Here is a 15,861-nt window from a genome sequence, read left to right as displayed (position 1 = left end):
TTATATGCTCGCGAAGATGCCCTGAATCATTTCTCGGCGGCATCATTTCTCGGTCCCGCCTACAGCGAAGTGAGGTGCTCGATGGTCGACCGTGTCGTCCCGTCCATCGAACCCCGGTCGCTGCCGCCCTCCGAGGCCACATCAGTGTCGGCGGAGGACGAGCAGGCACTTCTGCGGCGCGAACTGCAGGCCTTCATGTCCTCGACGCCTGGCCGGTTGACCGTCGTCGGACTGATCCTGATCGCGATCACTTTGATCGCCGGACTCCTCGCCACCGCAGCGATCGAGAACCGCCAGGCGAACCTCGACCTCCTCCTCGTCGAAACCGAGCCTCTCGCCAACTCGGCCCAGAATCTCTACAGTGCGTTGTCCTTGGCAGACGCCGCCGCGGCCACCGCCTTCATCTCCGGCGGCCTCGAACCCGCCGAAGTCCGCGACCGATACACGCAGTCGATCGGTGAGGCCTCTGCGGAGATCGTCCAGGCGTCGGCCGGTCTCGACTCGACCGATCTTGCCGGTCACAGCGCGTTGACCACCATCTCGACCGACCTCTCCGTCTACACCGGGCTGGTCGAAACTGCACGGGCGAACAATCGCGTCGGAAACCCGGTCGGGGCAGCATATTTGAGCGAGGCCTCGCAGTTGATGCAGACCTCGCTGCTGCCGATGGCCCAGCAACTGCACGCCTCGCAGGAGACGCTGGTCTCCCAAGTACAGCGCGATTTCGAGACTCCACCGTGGTGGCCGATCGTGGCGTTCGTCTTCGTGCTGTGCGCGCTGGTGGCGACACAGATGTACTTCTCCCGCAAGAGTCGCCGACGCTTCAATCTCGGGTTGATCCTTGCCTCGCTCGCGGTCGCTGCAGCTCTGCTGTGGCTGCTCACGGTCGGACTGGTCTCCGCACTGGCCACCGGGCGCGCGCTCGACGCCGGGGCCGAGCCACTGCACGAACTGACCGAGGCACGAATCATGGCGCAGCAAGCACGCACCGTGGAAACCCTCACGCTGGCGAGGCGGGATTCGACCGCCGAGGACAACGTGACGTTCACCCGCAAGGTCGATGCTCTGCGGGACATCCTCGAGGGCCTGCAAAGCGACGAACGCGCCCGAGTGAACAGCGAAGTGCTGACCGCCGCACTCGACTCGCGCCAGCAGTGGGTGGCTGCGCACACGCGCATGTACGACCGTCTCGGAAACGGCGACTTCACGTCCGCCGCAGCCATCACCATCGGCGCCGGAGAACAGGATTCGGCCGCGGAGTACGGAAAGCTCGATCACGAACTCTGGCAGGGAATCGTGGATTCGCGCACGAATCTTCGGTCCGACGTCTCGTACGCCTCCCGGGTGTTGGCTGCCTCTGCACCGGGCATGTCTGTATTGGCAGTTCTCGGAGTTGCCGGAATCTTCATCGGATTCTGGCCTCGACTGCGGGAGTATCAGTGACGGGAGTACCGGTGATGCGGAGGAAGAGCCCGGCCGTATGTGTCGCGGTTCTGGCAGCGGCCATGCTGGTGCTCGCCGGTTGCGGTGCGGATCGAGCCGAAGACTTGGACAACGCAGGCGCCACGTCGTACACGGAACCGCCGCTGCCGGCCGAGGCCACCATCGCTCCCAGCCCGACACCGACGACTACCGCGTCGTGCACCAACCTCACCGCGAGCCTGCGGCCCACCCCCGCAGACGCATCTCCGCAGCCACCCACGCCGAGCCTCGACGCCATCCGCGCCCGCGGGCGGCTGATCGTGGGCCTGGACACCGGTTCCAACCTCATGAGCTTTCGCGATCCGGCCACCGGGCGCCTCGAGGGTTTCGACGTGGACATCGCCCGCGAAATCGCCCGAGATCTGCTCGGTGACCCGGAGAAGATCGAGTACCGAATCCTGACGTCGGACGATCGGATCGCCGCACTCCAGGAATCGATGGTCGACGTGGTCGTCAAGACCATGACCATCACGTGCGAGCGGCGCGAGAAGGTCGACTTCTCGACGCAGTACTTCTCCGCTGAACAACGAATTCAGGTCTTGCAGGGGTCATCCGTCCGCGGCATCGACGACCTCGCAGGCAAGCGGGTCTGCGCTGCCCGGGGAACGACCTCGGCGACTCGAATCCAGCAACTCCAACCCGAAGCCACCGTCGTCACCGTCCCGATGTGGTCCGACTGCCTCGTCGTCCTCCAGCAGGGGCAGGTGGACGCGATCAGCACCGACGACACGATCCTCGCGGGCCTCGCCTCGCAAGACCCGTATCTCATGATGGTCGGTGGCTCACTGGGCGTCGAACCATACGGAATCGGAGTGAACAAGGACAACCCCGACTTGGTCCGATTCGTCAACGGAACCCTGGATCGGATCCGCGGGGACGGGACCTGGAACCGTATCTACGACCGCTGGCTCAGCGTCCTCGGTCCTTCGCCCGGTCCCCCGCCGGCCGTCTACCGGGATTGAGGCTGACATGACCGAAGAAACCGGCCCCGAGCCCGACGCCACGCAGGCTTCCATGCGTCCCGAACCCGAAGCCACCGGCGCCCACGAGCGGCCCGAGCCCGAAGCCACGGGCGCCTACGAGCGTCTCGAACCGACCTCGGCCCAGATACGAGCAACCACGCCGTCCGCGTCCTCCTCCCCTACCGGCCGCTCCACTCGATCCCGCCGCAGCCGGTCGGGGCGAAAGCTGCGCCTCGGCGGCGGCCTGGTCGAGGTTCCCCCCGTCCCGCAGATCGACCCCGCATCTGCGGTGATGAGTGACCCGACCGTCCCCGAGCGGAAACGCTTCTGTTGGAAATGCAACGAACCAGTCGGTCGTAAGAGCGCAAGCACCAAGGCAACTCAGCACGGCACCTGCCCCAAGTGCGGTTCCACTTTCGACTTCCGCCCACTTCTCGAAGAGGGCGAATTGGTGTCCGGTCAGTACGAGGTTCAAGGGCCCATCGCGCACGGCGGCCTGGGATGGATCTACCTCGCGATCGATCGCAATGTCAGCGACAGGTGGGTAGTTCTCAAGGGGCTCTTGCATTTCGGTGATTCCGAAGCGCAAGCCGTTGCGGTGGCCGAGCGTCAGTTCCTCGCCGAGGTCGCCAACCCCAGCATCGTCAAGATCTTCAACTTCGTCGAGCATCCGCGCCCGGACGGCACACCCATGGGGTACATCGTCATGGAGTACGTGGGTGGGCGATCATTGCGAGAGGTGCTGGCCGAATTCCCGGACGGCAAGCACATGCCGATCGAGCAGGCAATCGGCTACGTACTGGAAATCCTTCCGGCGCTGAGCTATCTGCATTCCACCGGCCTGGCCTACAACGACCTCAAACCCGAGAACGTGATGGTCACCGAGGATCAGTTGAAGCTGATCGATCTCGGCGCCGTGTCCGGAATCGAAGACTACGGATACCTGTACGGTACCGCCGGCTATCAAGCACCCGAGATCATCGAGACCGGTCCGACCATCGCCTCCGACATCTTCACCGTCGGAAGAACACTCGCGGTTCTCACCCTCGACATGCCTTCGAAGCACGGACGGTACCTCGACGGCCTTCCCGAACCCGAGGACGAGCCACTACTGCGCGACCACGAGTTCTTCCACCGTCTCCTGCTACGCGCCACCGACCCGGATCCGAAGAAGCGATTCCAGTCCGCCGAGGAAATCGCGGGACAACTCACCGGCGTTCTGCGAGAAATCCTCGCCGAGCAAACCGGCCAGGAGAATCCCGGACTCTCGCTCGTGTTCAGCAGGCAGCGAACGTCTTTCGGCACCGATGAATTGGTCGGGCAAACCGATGTGTACGTGGACGGTGTCAGCCACGACGCCGCTCTCGATCCGCGCGAAGTTGCGCACGCACTTCCCATTCCGTTGGTCGACCCCACCGATCCCAGCGCGCCGTTGCTGGCGGCAGCGGTGCACAGCGAACCGTCGCAGACCCTCGATGCGTTGAAACACGCCCGCGAGAACGGAATCGACCGAACATCGGGCACACCGGCGGCCGCCGTCTCGGGCGAAGTTCGACTGGCCGAGGCCAAAGCTCATCTCGATCTCGGTGATCCGGAAACCGCACTGACAGTTCTGGGCGAACTCCAGCAGAACATCGGGGACCACTGGAAGATCGAGTGGTATCGAGGACTTGCGGCGTTACAACTGGACCGATTCGAGCCCGCTTTCAGTCACTTCGAGACAGTTCTCACCGCACTGCCCGGCGAGGCTGCACCAAAGCTGGCGTTGGCAGCGACGGCAGAACTGATTCTCCAGCACTGGGAGAGCGACGACCCGGACCAATGGTGCCGCTTCTCCGAGAAGTACTACCGCACCGTCTGGCGGACCGAACGAAACTACGTGAGCGCAGCATTCGGGCTCGCCCGACAACTCGCCGATCACGGCAACAAGAAGGCAGCCATCGCCGCCCTCGACGAAGTACCCACGTCTTCCCGGCACTACAACGTCGCACGGATGTCCAGCGCTCTGACGATGCTGTCCGGCGTTCCGATCGCCGAACTCGACGAATCGACTCTGCGGGAAGCCGCCCGTCGTGTTCGGGCGCTACCTGCTGAAGAGAGCCGAAGCCTGCAGATGCGAACCCTGGTGTTGGGCACGGCACTCGATTGGATTCGCTACGGCAATCGCTCGCACACCGAACTCGAACCCATCCTCGACCTGCCCTTCACCGAGCAAGGTCTGCGCACCGGAGCCGAAGCCTGCCTTCGCGCCCTCGCTCGCGCCACGACCTCCCGCACGCACCGCTACGCCCTCGTGGACCGGGCGAATGCGGTGCGTCCGCGCAGCAATTTCTGACGGACGCCCCGAGGTTTACAGTGCTGCAGAAACCTACAGTGCGGCCACCAAAGCCTTCGCCGCGCGGGCGATCGCCAACTCCTCGTTGGTGGGGACCACCAGCACCTCGACGGCCGACGAGGATGCGGAGATACGACGCTCGTCGCGACTCTTCGCCTCGTTGAGAGCCGGATCGACCTCGATACCGAGACGGGAAAGCCCGGCCAGGCTGTCGCGTCGTACGTCGACGTTGTTCTCGCCAACACCGCCGGTGAAGGTGATGACGTCGACGCCACCGAGTTGAACGATGAAGGCACCGATGTACTTACGGAGCATGTGTACGTAAACGTCGTACGCAAGTTGTGCGTCTTGGTCGCCGCCCTCGATCAGTGCGAGCAGGGCACGGAAATCGTTGACTCCCGACAGTCCCTTCAAACCGGAGCGCCGGTTGAGGAGGTCGTCGATCTCGTCGACCTTCATTCCCGAGTTGCGATTGAGGTGCAAGATGATGCCTGGGTCGATGTCGCCGCTGCGGGTGCCCATGACAAGACCCTCGAGCGGGGTGAGGCCCATCGTGGTGTCGATGGCCTTGCCGCCCTTGATTGCCGAGGCCGAAGCGCCGTTTCCGAGGTGCAGGACTATCTGATTCAGCTCGGCGGGATCCTTGCCGAGGAACTCCGCGACCCGTCCAGACACGTATTCGTGTGAGGTCCCGTGGAAGCCGTATCGACGAATCTGGTTGGCCTTGGCCACATCCCGATCGATCGCGTAGGTCGACGCTGCGGCGGGCAGCGTGTGAAAGAAGGCGGTGTCGAACACTGCTACGTGCGGAACGTCGGGCAGTTCCTCGCGCGCCACCTCGATACCGATCACGTTGGCCGGATTGTGCAGCGGCGCAAGGTTCGACAAATCCGCGATGGCTTTCACGACGCCGTCGTCGATGAGAGTCGGCGAATAGAAGATGTCACCACCGTGCACGACTCGGTGACCGACTGCGATGATTCCGGCCTCGCTCAGCGGCCGTCCGACCTCGGCGACGATGTCGAGCACCATCTTCAGACCTGCGCGGTGATCGGCGATCGGAAGGCTCCGGTCTTCGACTCCGGTGCGGTGGTTGTAGACGATGTGGCCGTCGGGCTCACCGATGCGCTCGATGAGACCGTGCGCCACCGATTCCGCCGTATCCGGATGCACGAGTTGAAATTTGATGGATGACGAGCCGGAATTGATGACCAGTACGGTGCCGTCGCTCACGTTTGCGCTCCCTGTGCCTGTATTGCCGTGATAGCCACGGTGTTGACGATGTCCTGGACCAACGCTCCACGCGAGAGGTCGTTGACCGGCTTGTTCAGTCCCTGCAGAACCGGCCCGACGGCGATAGCACCGGCGCTACGCTGCACTGCCTTGTACGTGTTGTTGCCGGTGTTCAGGTCCGGGAACACGAACACCGTTGCTTTGCCCGCCACCAGCGAATCCGGCATCTTCTTGTCGGCGACACTCTGCTCGACGGCGGCGTCGTACTGAATGGGCCCTTCCACCAACAGATCCGGTCGACGCTCGCGCACCAAAGCGGTCGCGGTGCGAACCTTGTCGACGTCGGCTCCGCTGCCCGAATCCCCGGTGGAGTACGAGAGCATCGCGATGCGCGGATCGATCCCGAACTGCGACGCCGTCTGTGCGGACGAGATCGCGATGTCCGCCAACTGCTCCGACGTCGGGTCCGGAACCACGGCGCAGTCACCGTAGGAGAGAACGCGGTCGGCCAGGCACATCAGGAAGATGCTCGAGACCGTCGAGACACCGGGGGCGGTCTTGATGATCTCGAACGAGGGTCGAATCGTGTGAGCGGTGGTGTGCGCAGCGCCGGACACCATGCCGTCGGCAATTCCCAAGTGCACCATCATCGTTCCGAAGTACGAGATGTCGGCGATCACCTCGCGGGCCTGCTCGATGGTCATGCCCTTGTGAGCACGCAGCGCGGTGTATTCCTGTGCGAAGCGCTCGGTGTACTCGGACTGCGCGGGTGCGAGTACCTGCGCGCCACTGATGTCGACGCCGAGTTCCGCTGCGCGTCGACGCACACTGGGTTCGTCACCGAGGATCGTCAGGTCGGCAACCTGGCGCTGCAGCAACCGGCCGGCCGCGCGCAGGATCCGGTCGTCGTCACCCTCAGGCAGGACGATGTGCTTGCGATCGCGTCGAGCACGGTCGATCAGCTTGTACTCGAACATCTGTGGGGTCACGACGGACGGGATCGGCAGTGCCAGTCGGTCCATCAGGACGTCGGCGTCGACGCGCTGTTCCATCAAGCTCAACGCGGTGTCGACCTTGCGCTGCGAACCGACTGCCACGCGTCCGCGGGTTTGGGCTGCGGCGCTTGCGGTGTCGAAGGTACCGAGGGTTGTCGTCAGGATCGGAAGACGCTGTTTGAGGCCGGCCATCAACGCTGCGATGGCTGGGTGCGGTGTGATTCCGCCGTTCATGATGATGCCCGCGAGCGACGGAAATCCCTCCGCCTCATGCGCATTGAGCAACGCGAGCAGCACGTCCGAGCGGTCACCCGGTGCGATGACGACCATGCCCTCGACCAGACGCTCGAGGATGTGCTCCGCGGTCATGCCGCCCACCATCACCTTCAGTGCCTCGCGGTGCAGCAGTTCCGGGTCACCCGAGTACAACTCGCCGCCGGTGGCTTCCATCAACTCGGCCATCGTGGGTGAGACGAGCAACGGAATCTCCGGCAGGCTCCACGTCGGAACACCGATGTCGGACAGCGCTGCGGTGACCTCGTCGAGCTTGTCGGGATCGCAACGATTGGCGACGACGGCGAGCAGATGAGCGTGGTTGGCGGCCAACTCGGCGGCGCATAGATGCGCGAGCTGGGCGACCTCCTCGACACTGCGCCGAGCGCCGCGTACCGCCAGCAGAACCGGCGCGCCGAGGTTCACGGCGATGCGGGCGTTGAAGCTCAGCTCGCTCGGGCTTGCTACGTCGGTGTAGTCACTTCCGATGATGACGACGGCGTCGCACTGCTCGGCCACGGTGTGGTACTTCGCGACGATGTCGGCCAGCGCGGCTTCAGGATCGGCGTGAACCTGCTCGTAGGTGACGCCGAGTGCGTCGGCGTAGGAGAGATCGGCGGTGGTGTGCTCGAGCAGCAGTTCGAGGATGTAGTCGGTTTCCTCGGTAGAGCGGGCGATCGGGCGGAAGACACCGACCCGGGCGACGGTCGCGCACAGCATCTGCAGCACGCCAAGCGCGATGGTGGATTTTCCGGTGTCACCTTCAGGAGAGGCAACGTAGACACTCGACACGGCAGCGGGCGCTTCTGGCATGCCCAACAGCCTAGTGTGGGCCGCCGCCCACCTTGCCACTGATCGTGGTCACGCTCACGCTCGTGCCGACAACCGGCGGCTACGAGAAAGACGAACGGTGCCTGCCACACGTCGAGTGGCAGACACCGTTCAGTTGATCTCGAGGATCAGCCCAGAGCACGCAAGCGAGGCGCGAGGTCACGCTCGAACAGTTCGAGGAACCGGCGCTGATCATGGCCCGGTGCGTGGAACACCAGGTGATTGAGACCGGCATCGACGTAGGCCTTGACCTGCTCGACGGCGTCGTCCGGATCGGAAGCGACGATCCAGCGCTTGGCCACCTGCTCGATGGGCAGAGCGTCGGCAGCGGCTTCCATTTCGATCGGATCCTCGATGCTGTGCTTCTGCTCCGGCGTCAGGGACAGCGGAGCCCAGAAGCGGGTGTTCTCGAGTGCAGCCTCCGGATCGGTGTCGTAGCTGATCTTGATCTCGATCATCTTGTCGATGTCGGCGACGTCGCGCTCGGCCTTGGCTGCGCCCTCGGCAACGGCTGGAAGCAGCTTCTCGGTGTAGAGCTCCATGCCCTTTCCGGAGGTGCAGATGAAGCCGTCACCGGCACGTCCCGCGTATCGGGCGACAACGGGTCCGCCGGCCGCGATGTACACGGGAATGCCGCCCTCGGGAACGTCGTAGATCGACGCGCCACGAGTGGTGAAGTACTCGCCTTCGAAGTCGACACGATCGCCCAGCCACAGCTCACGCATCAACCGCACGGACTCACGCAGCCGCGCGAAGCGTTCCTTGAACTCGGGCCACTCGCCCTGGAAGCCGGTGGCGATCTCGTTGAGAGCCTCACCGCTGCCGACGCCGAGCATGATGCGTCCCGGGTAGAGACATCCCATCGTCGCGAACGCCTGAGCGATGACTGCCGGGTTGTAGCGGAACGTCGGCGTCATCACGGACGTGCCGATCTGCACGCGCTCGGTGCGCTCACCGACGGCGGTCATCCAGGCGAGCGAGAACGGTGCGTGGCCACCGTTGTGGCGCCACGGCTGGAAATGATCGCTCACCGCAACGGAATCCATGCCGTGCTGCTCTGCCAGAACTGCCAGCTCTACCAGTTCGCGAGGGCCGAATTGCTCAGCCGATGCCTTGTATCCGAGCTTGAGTTCCTGCGCCACCGTGCACTCCCTTGTCGTCTGTTTCGTTTACTTCTCTGACATGCTTCACGTTCTTTGCAGACTATCCAGACACCGCTCGGACTTCTCTGCGTATCTCAGCGAGCGAGGCTGGTGACCACCGTTGCCACGCCGGCTGCGACGGCAACCCCGGCCAGTGCCAGTGCAAACAGCCACAAAGCGTGCGGTTCCGGCATCGCCGCTCCGTCCTCGAGCGCCTTCTTCACCTGTAGCCAGCGTCGCATACCTACCAGTGCGGCCGCCGCCGCGAGTGCGATCAGGGTCAGACCGAGAGTCGTGCGAACCCACCCTGTACTCCATTCCGGTACCAATTGGACGACGGCGATGCCTCCGGCCAGCAGGGCGAGTGAGCTACGCATCCAGGCGAGGAAGGTGCGCTCGCTGGCAAGGGTGAAGCGCTCGTCCGGGCGGTTCGGTTCACTCATGCGTGCTCACCTCCGTGCGGTGCCACCAGATCCGGGTCCTGACGCCAGTCGTAGACGACCTCGGTGCGCAGAACGATGTCCTGCAACGAACGTCGTCGTCGATCGACCGCCGACCACAGCAATCCGAAGGCGAAGAGCACGCAGAGCACCGCACGGATGAAGGCCAACGGCCAGCGCACGAGGCGATGCCCGGACGTGATCACCCGCAGCCCCATCACGAGGGACCCGACGGTCCGACCGGTGGTCGCCCAGCAGGCGGTCAGATACGCCACCGAGACACCGAGAAATGCCGTCGTGGACAGGAAGATTCCCGGTTCCGAGAAAGTGAAACTCTGTGGCGAGAAGAGCAGTCGGACGAAGGCGAAGCCCACGTACACGGAACCCATCAGGAGCAGGACGACGCCCAGGTCGATCAGTCCGGCGAGTCCACGGGTGACGATGCCGGCTGGGCCGGAACTCTCCTGGGCCACTAGCGTTCGCCTGCGTTCGTCTTCGGATCGGTCTCTGTCGACGGTTTTTCTGGTGACGGTTTATCTGATGACGGTGCGTTGTCGCGGCCGAAGAGTCGCCCGACGAAGCCGGCGACAGCGTCGTCCGCCTGCATGCCCTGCACTCGAGCTCCGTGCACGGCTTCCGTGGAGAGTGAACCGGTCGATTCACGAATCATCTGGGGCAGGTCGACGCCCTCGATGACCTGGTCGGCGATCTTGACGAGGTCGATGCGGTTGACCTGGCGTTCGAGGTCGACCGTGTCGACTATCCCGTCGAGATCGAGGCGATCGATCACCGCTTTGACGTCGAGGCGGCTTGCGATCTCGTCCACGTCGACCCGGTCGATGATCGGTTCGAGCGAGACCCGTTCGGCAATCTTGTCCACGTCGATGTTCTCGGCGATCTTGTCGATGTCCACGTGGTCGACGACGATCTTGGTGATGTCGACTTCGGACAGAGCAGCGTCGACGACAGCTTTGATCACCGTCCGCAAGGTCGAGTCGGCGAACTCCACGGTCGAGTGCATCGCTTCCGTGCCGCGAGTGGTGACCTGGGTGATCGCGCCGTCGAGTGCGTCACCGACGACAGGGATCCGCTGCACGGAATCAAGTGCGAGACCAGCGGTTCTGCGCGCCGCACCAGCCGTGATCGCGGCCAGCCCGAAGGCCAGCCGAATCACGTCGGATTCGGGGTGGTGCGACTGCGATCCCACGCAATTGTCTCCATCTTCTTATACGACTGTTACCCGGACATTCGTCACTCCTCTTCGCATTGTGCCACTGTTGGAAGGCACAAATACGCTGTCCGGCTTGCGCCTGGGGGGAAATATGAAGACACGTCGTTTCACGGTTCGGCTGACGATGGCGGTGGCCATGGCCGCCGGCTTTCTCGGCCTCAGCGCGCCGACCGCGAGCGCGGATTCCGTGGTCAGTCGCATCGACGTCTACTCCCCCTCGATGGACCGCTGGATCGCCAACGACGTGATTTCGCCGGCCGGAGGAGGCCCGGCCCCGACCTTCTATCTGTTGACCGGTGTCGGCGGCGGCGAGGACGGGATCTCGTGGTTCAACAACACCGGAGTTCGTGACTTCTTCGACGACAAACACGTCAACGTGGTCATGCCGGTCGGCGGCAAGTTCAGCATGTACACCGACTGGAACGCCGACGATCCGGTGCTGGGCCTTAACAAGTGGCAGACGTACCTCACCAAGGAACTACCGGCGGCGGTCAACGCTCGGTACAACACGACCGGTGTCAACGCACTCGGTGGTGTGTCGATGGCCGGCGGACCGGTTCTGGACCTCGCGATCCAGTCGCCGGGCACCTACCGCGCAGTCGGCTCGTACAGCGGCTGTCCGCGCGCCGGCGACCCGCTCGGCCAGGCAGCGGTGCGCTCGATGGTCGAGATACTCGGCGGCGGCAACGCAGCCAACATGTGGGGGCCGTGGGGTAGCCCGCAGTGGGCGGCGCACGACCCGTTGATCAACGCCGAGAGACTGCGTGGCACAGCGCTGTTCATCTCGACCGGCAACGGCCTCCCCGGCCCGGTGGACGGAATCAACTCGCTGGCGATGGCCGCCGGCGTCGTTCCCGGCGCGGTCCTCGAAGGCATCACCAACATGTGCACCGCTGCCCTGCAGGGGCGATTCGGTCAGCTCGGCATTCCCGCGACGTTCAGCTTCCGACCCGAAGGCACCCACACCTGGGGGCTCTTCGAAGCCGACATGCGCGCGTCGTGGCCGATGATCGCGGGCGCTATCGGGGCGTGAGCCTCACGGCCCTCCTTACAAGCCATGGCGTCAGGTGAGACTGCGCGCCCAGTCCCGCATCCCGGCGGGGCCAGTGCCGGTGGCGTATTCAGCGAACAGATTTCGCGCTTCGTCACGGCGGATGCCGCCGAGGACTTCACGCGGCTTACAGAAAAACGGAAGTTCCACAGGCGGCGCCCACAGCTGCACGAGTTCCGCCGCACCGTCGTTCGGGGATTCGAGAGCGAACCACACCCGGGTCACGCCGAGCGTGATCGCGGCACCCATACACATGAGACATGGTTCGAGATTGACCGCCAATGTCAATTCACCGGACGCTCGAGTGAATCCGAGAGCCTCGTCGGCCTGCAAGAGCGCTTGAAGGTCCGCATGGACTACCCGTCGGCCGAGTGCCCGTTCTTGCGTATACGCCCGCCCGAGCACACGGTCGTCGTCGAACACGACTGCGCCGATCGGCATCTCCCCGAGCTCCATGCCCTCACGCGCTACGTCAAGAGCAACCGCAAGGGCATCTCGAGGTGAAAACATCACTCGACACTAATGGACCAAGGCAAACTCACGCTGCCAGTAGTGCGGGTAGTCCCCATTCCTTGGCAAGCAGCTCGTACGAGCGCAGACGATCCTCGTGCCGATGGGTCACCCCGGTGATTACCAATTCGTCCGCTCCGGTGAGCTTCTGCAAACTGTCGAGCCTGTCGGCGACGGTAGACGGTGAACCGACGAACTGCGTGATCAGCCGATCCTCCACCACTGCTTTGTCGGCGTCGGAAAGTGGGAGCGCTGTCGCGGGATCGGGGTACGGGATGGCGCCGTGTCCGCTGCGAATGCTGTGCGTCCAGTGCCCGAACGTAGACGCCAACTCTCTCGCCGTCGCATCGTCTTCCGCAGCAACAACATCCGCGGAGACGACGACATACGGCTCCGACAGAACTGCCGACGGTCGGAATGCTGCACGGTATGCCTCGACGGCATCGAGCGTACTCGAGGGCGCCACATGGTAATTCGCACCGAACGGCAATCCGAGTCGTCCGGCGAGCTCGGCACTGGGGCCCGCACTGCTTCCGAACACCCACAGTTCGACGTCGGCATTCTCGCCGGGACTGGCGTGCAATTCGATGCCGTCGCGGGTTCTGTAGGTACCGTTCAGGAGCGAGCGTATGTCGTCGACCTGCTGCTTGAAATCGGGCGCCTGCGCGCCCGGAAACGCCAATGCCTCGAACGACGCCTGCAACCGCGGTGACGTGAGAAGACCGGTTGGATCGAAGGGTGCCGGGATCACGACGCCGTCGCGTACGACGTTCTCTCGCTTCGATTCTGCCGGCGCAGGCGTTCCGGCAGCGACGGCGCGAAGTGCCTCCACCCGACGCTGTCCGCTGCGCCCGATACCGAGATCGATACGACCCGGATACAACGCTTCGACGGTACCGAAGGCCTCGACCACCTGAGCCGCCGTGTTGTTGCCCAGCAGCACGGCGGCCGAGCCGACACGAATGGTGTTGGTGGCGGCCGCGATCAGCCCGACAAGCACTGCTGGCGACGAAGAGGCAACACCGACGAAGTGGTGTTCGGCGACCCAGTAACGCTTGTATCCCCACGCTTCGGCAGAACGAGCGAGGTCCAGCGAGTTCCGCAAAGCCTGGCGGGCCGTTCCGCCCTCACTGATCGGCGAGAGGTCGAGTACGGACAGCGGCGCGCTCACCTCGGTCCGCTTTCGGAGCGGGTGTCCGGTGTCTTCTCGCCGGCTTCCACCGCGAACGCCAGGCGGTTCTCGGCGGGGGCCACCGGGCACGTCGCGTAATCGGTGAACGCGCAGGGCAGGTTCGACGCCCGATTGAAATCGAGGACTACCGCGCCACCGGGTTCAGGTGCGCTCACGTGCAGCGAGCGTGCGGCCGGGTAGGTGGACACACCACTGGTCGCGTCGGTGAACAGGATGTGAAAGCCGTTGTCCTTGCCCGCGAACGCAATCAGCGTATACGTTGCACCGTCGTGTTCGAAGCTGATGGTTCCTAGGGCGTCGTGATGATGCTCGAGGCGCTCGACGACCGCGCCCGTCGTCACCGTGCGAGCCTCCTCGAAAGCTGTGAAGACACCCTCGATGCGCCACTGCGGGTTCGGCTCGAAGGTCGGGATACCACTGAACTGCGCCAATGCCGGGGCCGACGAATCGTGGATCCGCAGAGCCACCTCGCCGGTGCGGCGGATGACCTCGACCAACCGTGCGCCCTGCTTGACGATCAGTCCCGGCGCCCCCTCGATCGGATTCAGAGTGGCCGAACCGTCCACTGCGACGCCGTCGATCGACAAGTCGTCTGCGGGCGTCGCGGTGACGACAACGGCATTCGCGTCGGCGCGCCATGCACCGGGCAGGTCCGCGAAGGTGGAATCGGTGTCCACCAGCCAATGCAACGCAGTCAGGCTCAGCCAGCCGAGGGGTTCGCCGAAGGTGGCGTCGCGCGAGGCGTGCCAGGCATTCCAATCGCCGGTGAAGGTACTGGTGGAAGTGTCGGTAACGGTCATGATGCGCGGACTCCTTCAGCCTGCTCGTGCGGGTGGCGCAGCCCGAGATGGCTGCGCAGGGTGGTTCCTGAGTACTCGGTCCGGAAACTGCCGCGGTCCTGAAGTTCCGGTACGACGGTGTCGATGAACTCGTCGAGGCCCGCGGGGGTGATGTGGGGAACGAGGATGAATCCGTCGCTTGCGTCGCCCTGGACGTAGCTGTCGATCTCGGCAGCGACCTCGGCGGCGCTACCCACGAACTGTTGGCGGGCAGTCACTTCGATGATGAGTTCACGGATGCTGAGGTTTTCGGCCTCGGCCTTGGCACGCCACTGATCTGCGACCGCTCGTGGATCCTTGACGTGGCGGACGCGTCCACGGGTGATGTTGACGTCGTCCGACGGATCTTCCTTCGGCAACGGGCCGTCGGCGTCGTACTGGGAAAGGTCTCTGCCCCAAACCTGTTCGAGAAAAGCGATGGCAGTCTGGGGTCCGACCTGCTGCCGCCGGATGTGATATGCCTTCTCCTGTGCGTCCGCGGCGTTGTCACCGAGGACGAAGGTGGCGGCGGGGAGAATCTTGAGGTCTGCGTGCGTGCGTCCGTACTTGGCCAAGCGTCCCTTCACGTCGGCGTAGAACGCCTTGCCTGCTTCGAGCGTTCCGTGCCCGGTGAAGATGGCATCGGCCTTGGCCGCGCCGAACTCGCGTCCTTCGTCGGAGTCACCGGCCTGCAACAGAACTGGGTGCCCCTGCGGACTCCGTGGAACTTCGAAGCGTCCGGCGATGTCGAACTGCTTACCGGAGTGCTGGAACTGGCCGACCTGCTGGTTGGTGGCGAAAACACCGCGCTCACGGTCGACGATCGGACGGTCGACGCTCCAGCTGTCCCACAGCGTCCGTACTGCGTCGACCAACTCGTTGGCGCGTGCATACCGCTCGGAATGCTCCAGATAGCCACCGCGGCGGAAGTTCTCGCCGGTGAAGGCGTCCGAGGAGGTGACCAGGTTCCAGGCGGCGCGGCCGTCGGAGAGATGATCGAGCGTCGAGAACTGCTTGGCCAACTCGTACGGTTCGTTGAATGTGGTGTTGATCGTCCCGGCCAGGCCGAGATGCGTTGTCACACCGGCAACCGCATTGAGAATGCTGAAGGTGTCCGGGCGACCGACTACGTCGAGGTCGTGAATTTTGCCCTGATGCTCGCGTAGGCGCAAACCCTCTGCGAGGAAGAAGAAGTCGAACAATCCGCGTTCGGCACTGCGGGCGAGATGCTCGAACGAGCTGAACTCGATCTGACTCTTGGACGCCGGATCGGTCCACACCGTGGTGTTGTTCACGCCGGGAAAGTGAGCGCCCAGATGGACTTGCTTGCGAATCCTGTTCTGTGTCATCGGTGTTCCTGTTCTCT

Annotated in this window: 14 protein-coding genes; 4 read left to right on the top strand and 10 right to left on the bottom strand. The window is 64.1% G+C overall.

All coding sequences use genetic code 11. The annotated features are described in order from the left end of the window. Window positions 1-81: 81 nt before the first annotated feature. The 3 genes from GN300_RS18325 to GN300_RS18315 are packed head-to-tail and all read left to right on the top strand — an operon-like array spanning window position 82 to window position 4,779. The gene (locus GN300_RS18325) at window positions 82-1,443 is read left to right on the top strand and encodes a hypothetical protein (RefSeq protein WP_042452116.1); all 1,362 of its coding nucleotides are present in this window, start codon (window positions 82-84) and stop codon (window positions 1,441-1,443) included. A gap of 14 nt (window positions 1,444-1,457) precedes the next feature. After that, window positions 1,458-2,444, top strand: a complete 987-nt coding sequence (locus GN300_RS18320) for a glutamate ABC transporter substrate-binding protein (RefSeq protein ID WP_063315129.1) — start codon at window positions 1,458-1,460, stop codon at window positions 2,442-2,444. A gap of 7 nt (window positions 2,445-2,451) precedes the next feature. After that, a complete protein-coding gene (locus tag GN300_RS18315) occupies window positions 2,452-4,779 on the top strand; it encodes a serine/threonine-protein kinase (protein ID WP_063314812.1) in 2,328 nt (775 codons plus the stop codon). 33 nt (window positions 4,780-4,812) lie between these two features. On the opposite strand, the gene GN300_RS18310 is transcribed toward GN300_RS18315, so the two are convergent. From GN300_RS18310 to GN300_RS18285, 6 genes are all read right to left on the bottom strand, one after another. After that, window positions 4,813-6,012 (bottom strand): acetate kinase, encoded by a 1,200-nt coding sequence (locus GN300_RS18310; protein WP_047269457.1) that lies wholly within the window; start codon window positions 6,010-6,012, stop codon window positions 4,813-4,815. After that, on the bottom strand, window positions 6,009-8,093 hold the full coding sequence (gene pta, locus GN300_RS18305) for a phosphate acetyltransferase (RefSeq protein WP_063314813.1): 2,085 nt from the start codon (window positions 8,091-8,093) through the stop codon (window positions 6,009-6,011). Before pta ends, GN300_RS18310 begins: the two co-directional genes overlap by 4 nt. Window positions 8,094-8,239: 146 nt before the next feature. Continuing rightward, a complete protein-coding gene (gene fgd, locus GN300_RS18300) occupies window positions 8,240-9,253 on the bottom strand; it encodes a glucose-6-phosphate dehydrogenase (coenzyme-F420) (RefSeq protein WP_003944371.1) in 1,014 nt (337 codons plus the stop codon). Window positions 9,254-9,348: 95 nt separating this feature from the next. After that, window positions 9,349-9,696: a YidH family protein gene (locus tag GN300_RS18295; RefSeq protein ID WP_003944317.1), complete on the bottom strand. Its 348-nt coding sequence runs from the start codon at window positions 9,694-9,696 to the stop codon at window positions 9,349-9,351. Next, complete coding sequence (locus tag GN300_RS18290; RefSeq protein ID WP_003944375.1) at window positions 9,693-10,166, bottom strand: RDD family protein; 474 nt, start codon at window positions 10,164-10,166, stop codon at window positions 9,693-9,695. The genes GN300_RS18295 and GN300_RS18290 overlap by 4 nt, the downstream gene beginning before the upstream one ends. Next, window positions 10,166-10,900 carry a hypothetical protein gene (locus GN300_RS18285; RefSeq protein WP_003944326.1) on the bottom strand — a complete coding sequence of 245 codons (735 nt, stop codon included), beginning with the start codon at window positions 10,898-10,900 and terminating at the stop codon, window positions 10,166-10,168. Before GN300_RS18285 ends, GN300_RS18290 begins: the two co-directional genes overlap by 1 nt. A gap of 115 nt (window positions 10,901-11,015) precedes the next feature. Here GN300_RS18285 and GN300_RS18280 point away from each other — a divergent pair, with 115 nt between their 5' ends. Continuing rightward, on the top strand, window positions 11,016-11,957 hold the full coding sequence (locus GN300_RS18280) for an alpha/beta hydrolase family protein (RefSeq protein WP_063314814.1): 942 nt from the start codon (window positions 11,016-11,018) through the stop codon (window positions 11,955-11,957). A 30-nt stretch (window positions 11,958-11,987) separates the two neighbouring features. On the opposite strand, the gene GN300_RS18275 is transcribed toward GN300_RS18280, so the two are convergent. The 4 genes from GN300_RS18275 to GN300_RS18260 are packed head-to-tail and all read right to left on the bottom strand — an operon-like array spanning window position 11,988 to window position 15,844. Continuing rightward, window positions 11,988-12,485 carry a nucleoside deaminase gene (locus GN300_RS18275; protein ID WP_076948810.1) on the bottom strand — a complete coding sequence of 166 codons (498 nt, stop codon included), beginning with the start codon at window positions 12,483-12,485 and terminating at the stop codon, window positions 11,988-11,990. A 28-nt stretch (window positions 12,486-12,513) separates the two neighbouring features. Then, window positions 12,514-13,656 carry an LLM class flavin-dependent oxidoreductase gene (locus tag GN300_RS18270; RefSeq protein WP_063314815.1) on the bottom strand — a complete coding sequence of 381 codons (1,143 nt, stop codon included), beginning with the start codon at window positions 13,654-13,656 and terminating at the stop codon, window positions 12,514-12,516. Beyond that, a complete protein-coding gene (locus tag GN300_RS18265; RefSeq protein ID WP_042925888.1) occupies window positions 13,653-14,477 on the bottom strand; it encodes a DUF1684 domain-containing protein in 825 nt (274 codons plus the stop codon). Before GN300_RS18265 ends, GN300_RS18270 begins: the two co-directional genes overlap by 4 nt. Continuing rightward, entirely contained in the window at window positions 14,474-15,844 is a 1,371-nt protein-coding gene (locus GN300_RS18260) for an NtaA/DmoA family FMN-dependent monooxygenase (protein WP_063314816.1), read from the bottom strand. The genes GN300_RS18265 and GN300_RS18260 overlap by 4 nt, the downstream gene beginning before the upstream one ends. Between the last annotated feature and the right edge of the window lie 17 nt (window positions 15,845-15,861).

The organism is Rhodococcus sp. Ni2, assembly GCF_021352185.1.
In the GTDB taxonomy this organism is placed as follows: domain Bacteria; phylum Actinomycetota; class Actinomycetes; order Mycobacteriales; family Mycobacteriaceae; genus Rhodococcus_F; species Rhodococcus_F qingshengii.
The sequence above is the reverse complement of the archived record's forward strand: the minus strand, read 5'-3'. Positions and strand labels throughout refer to the sequence as shown.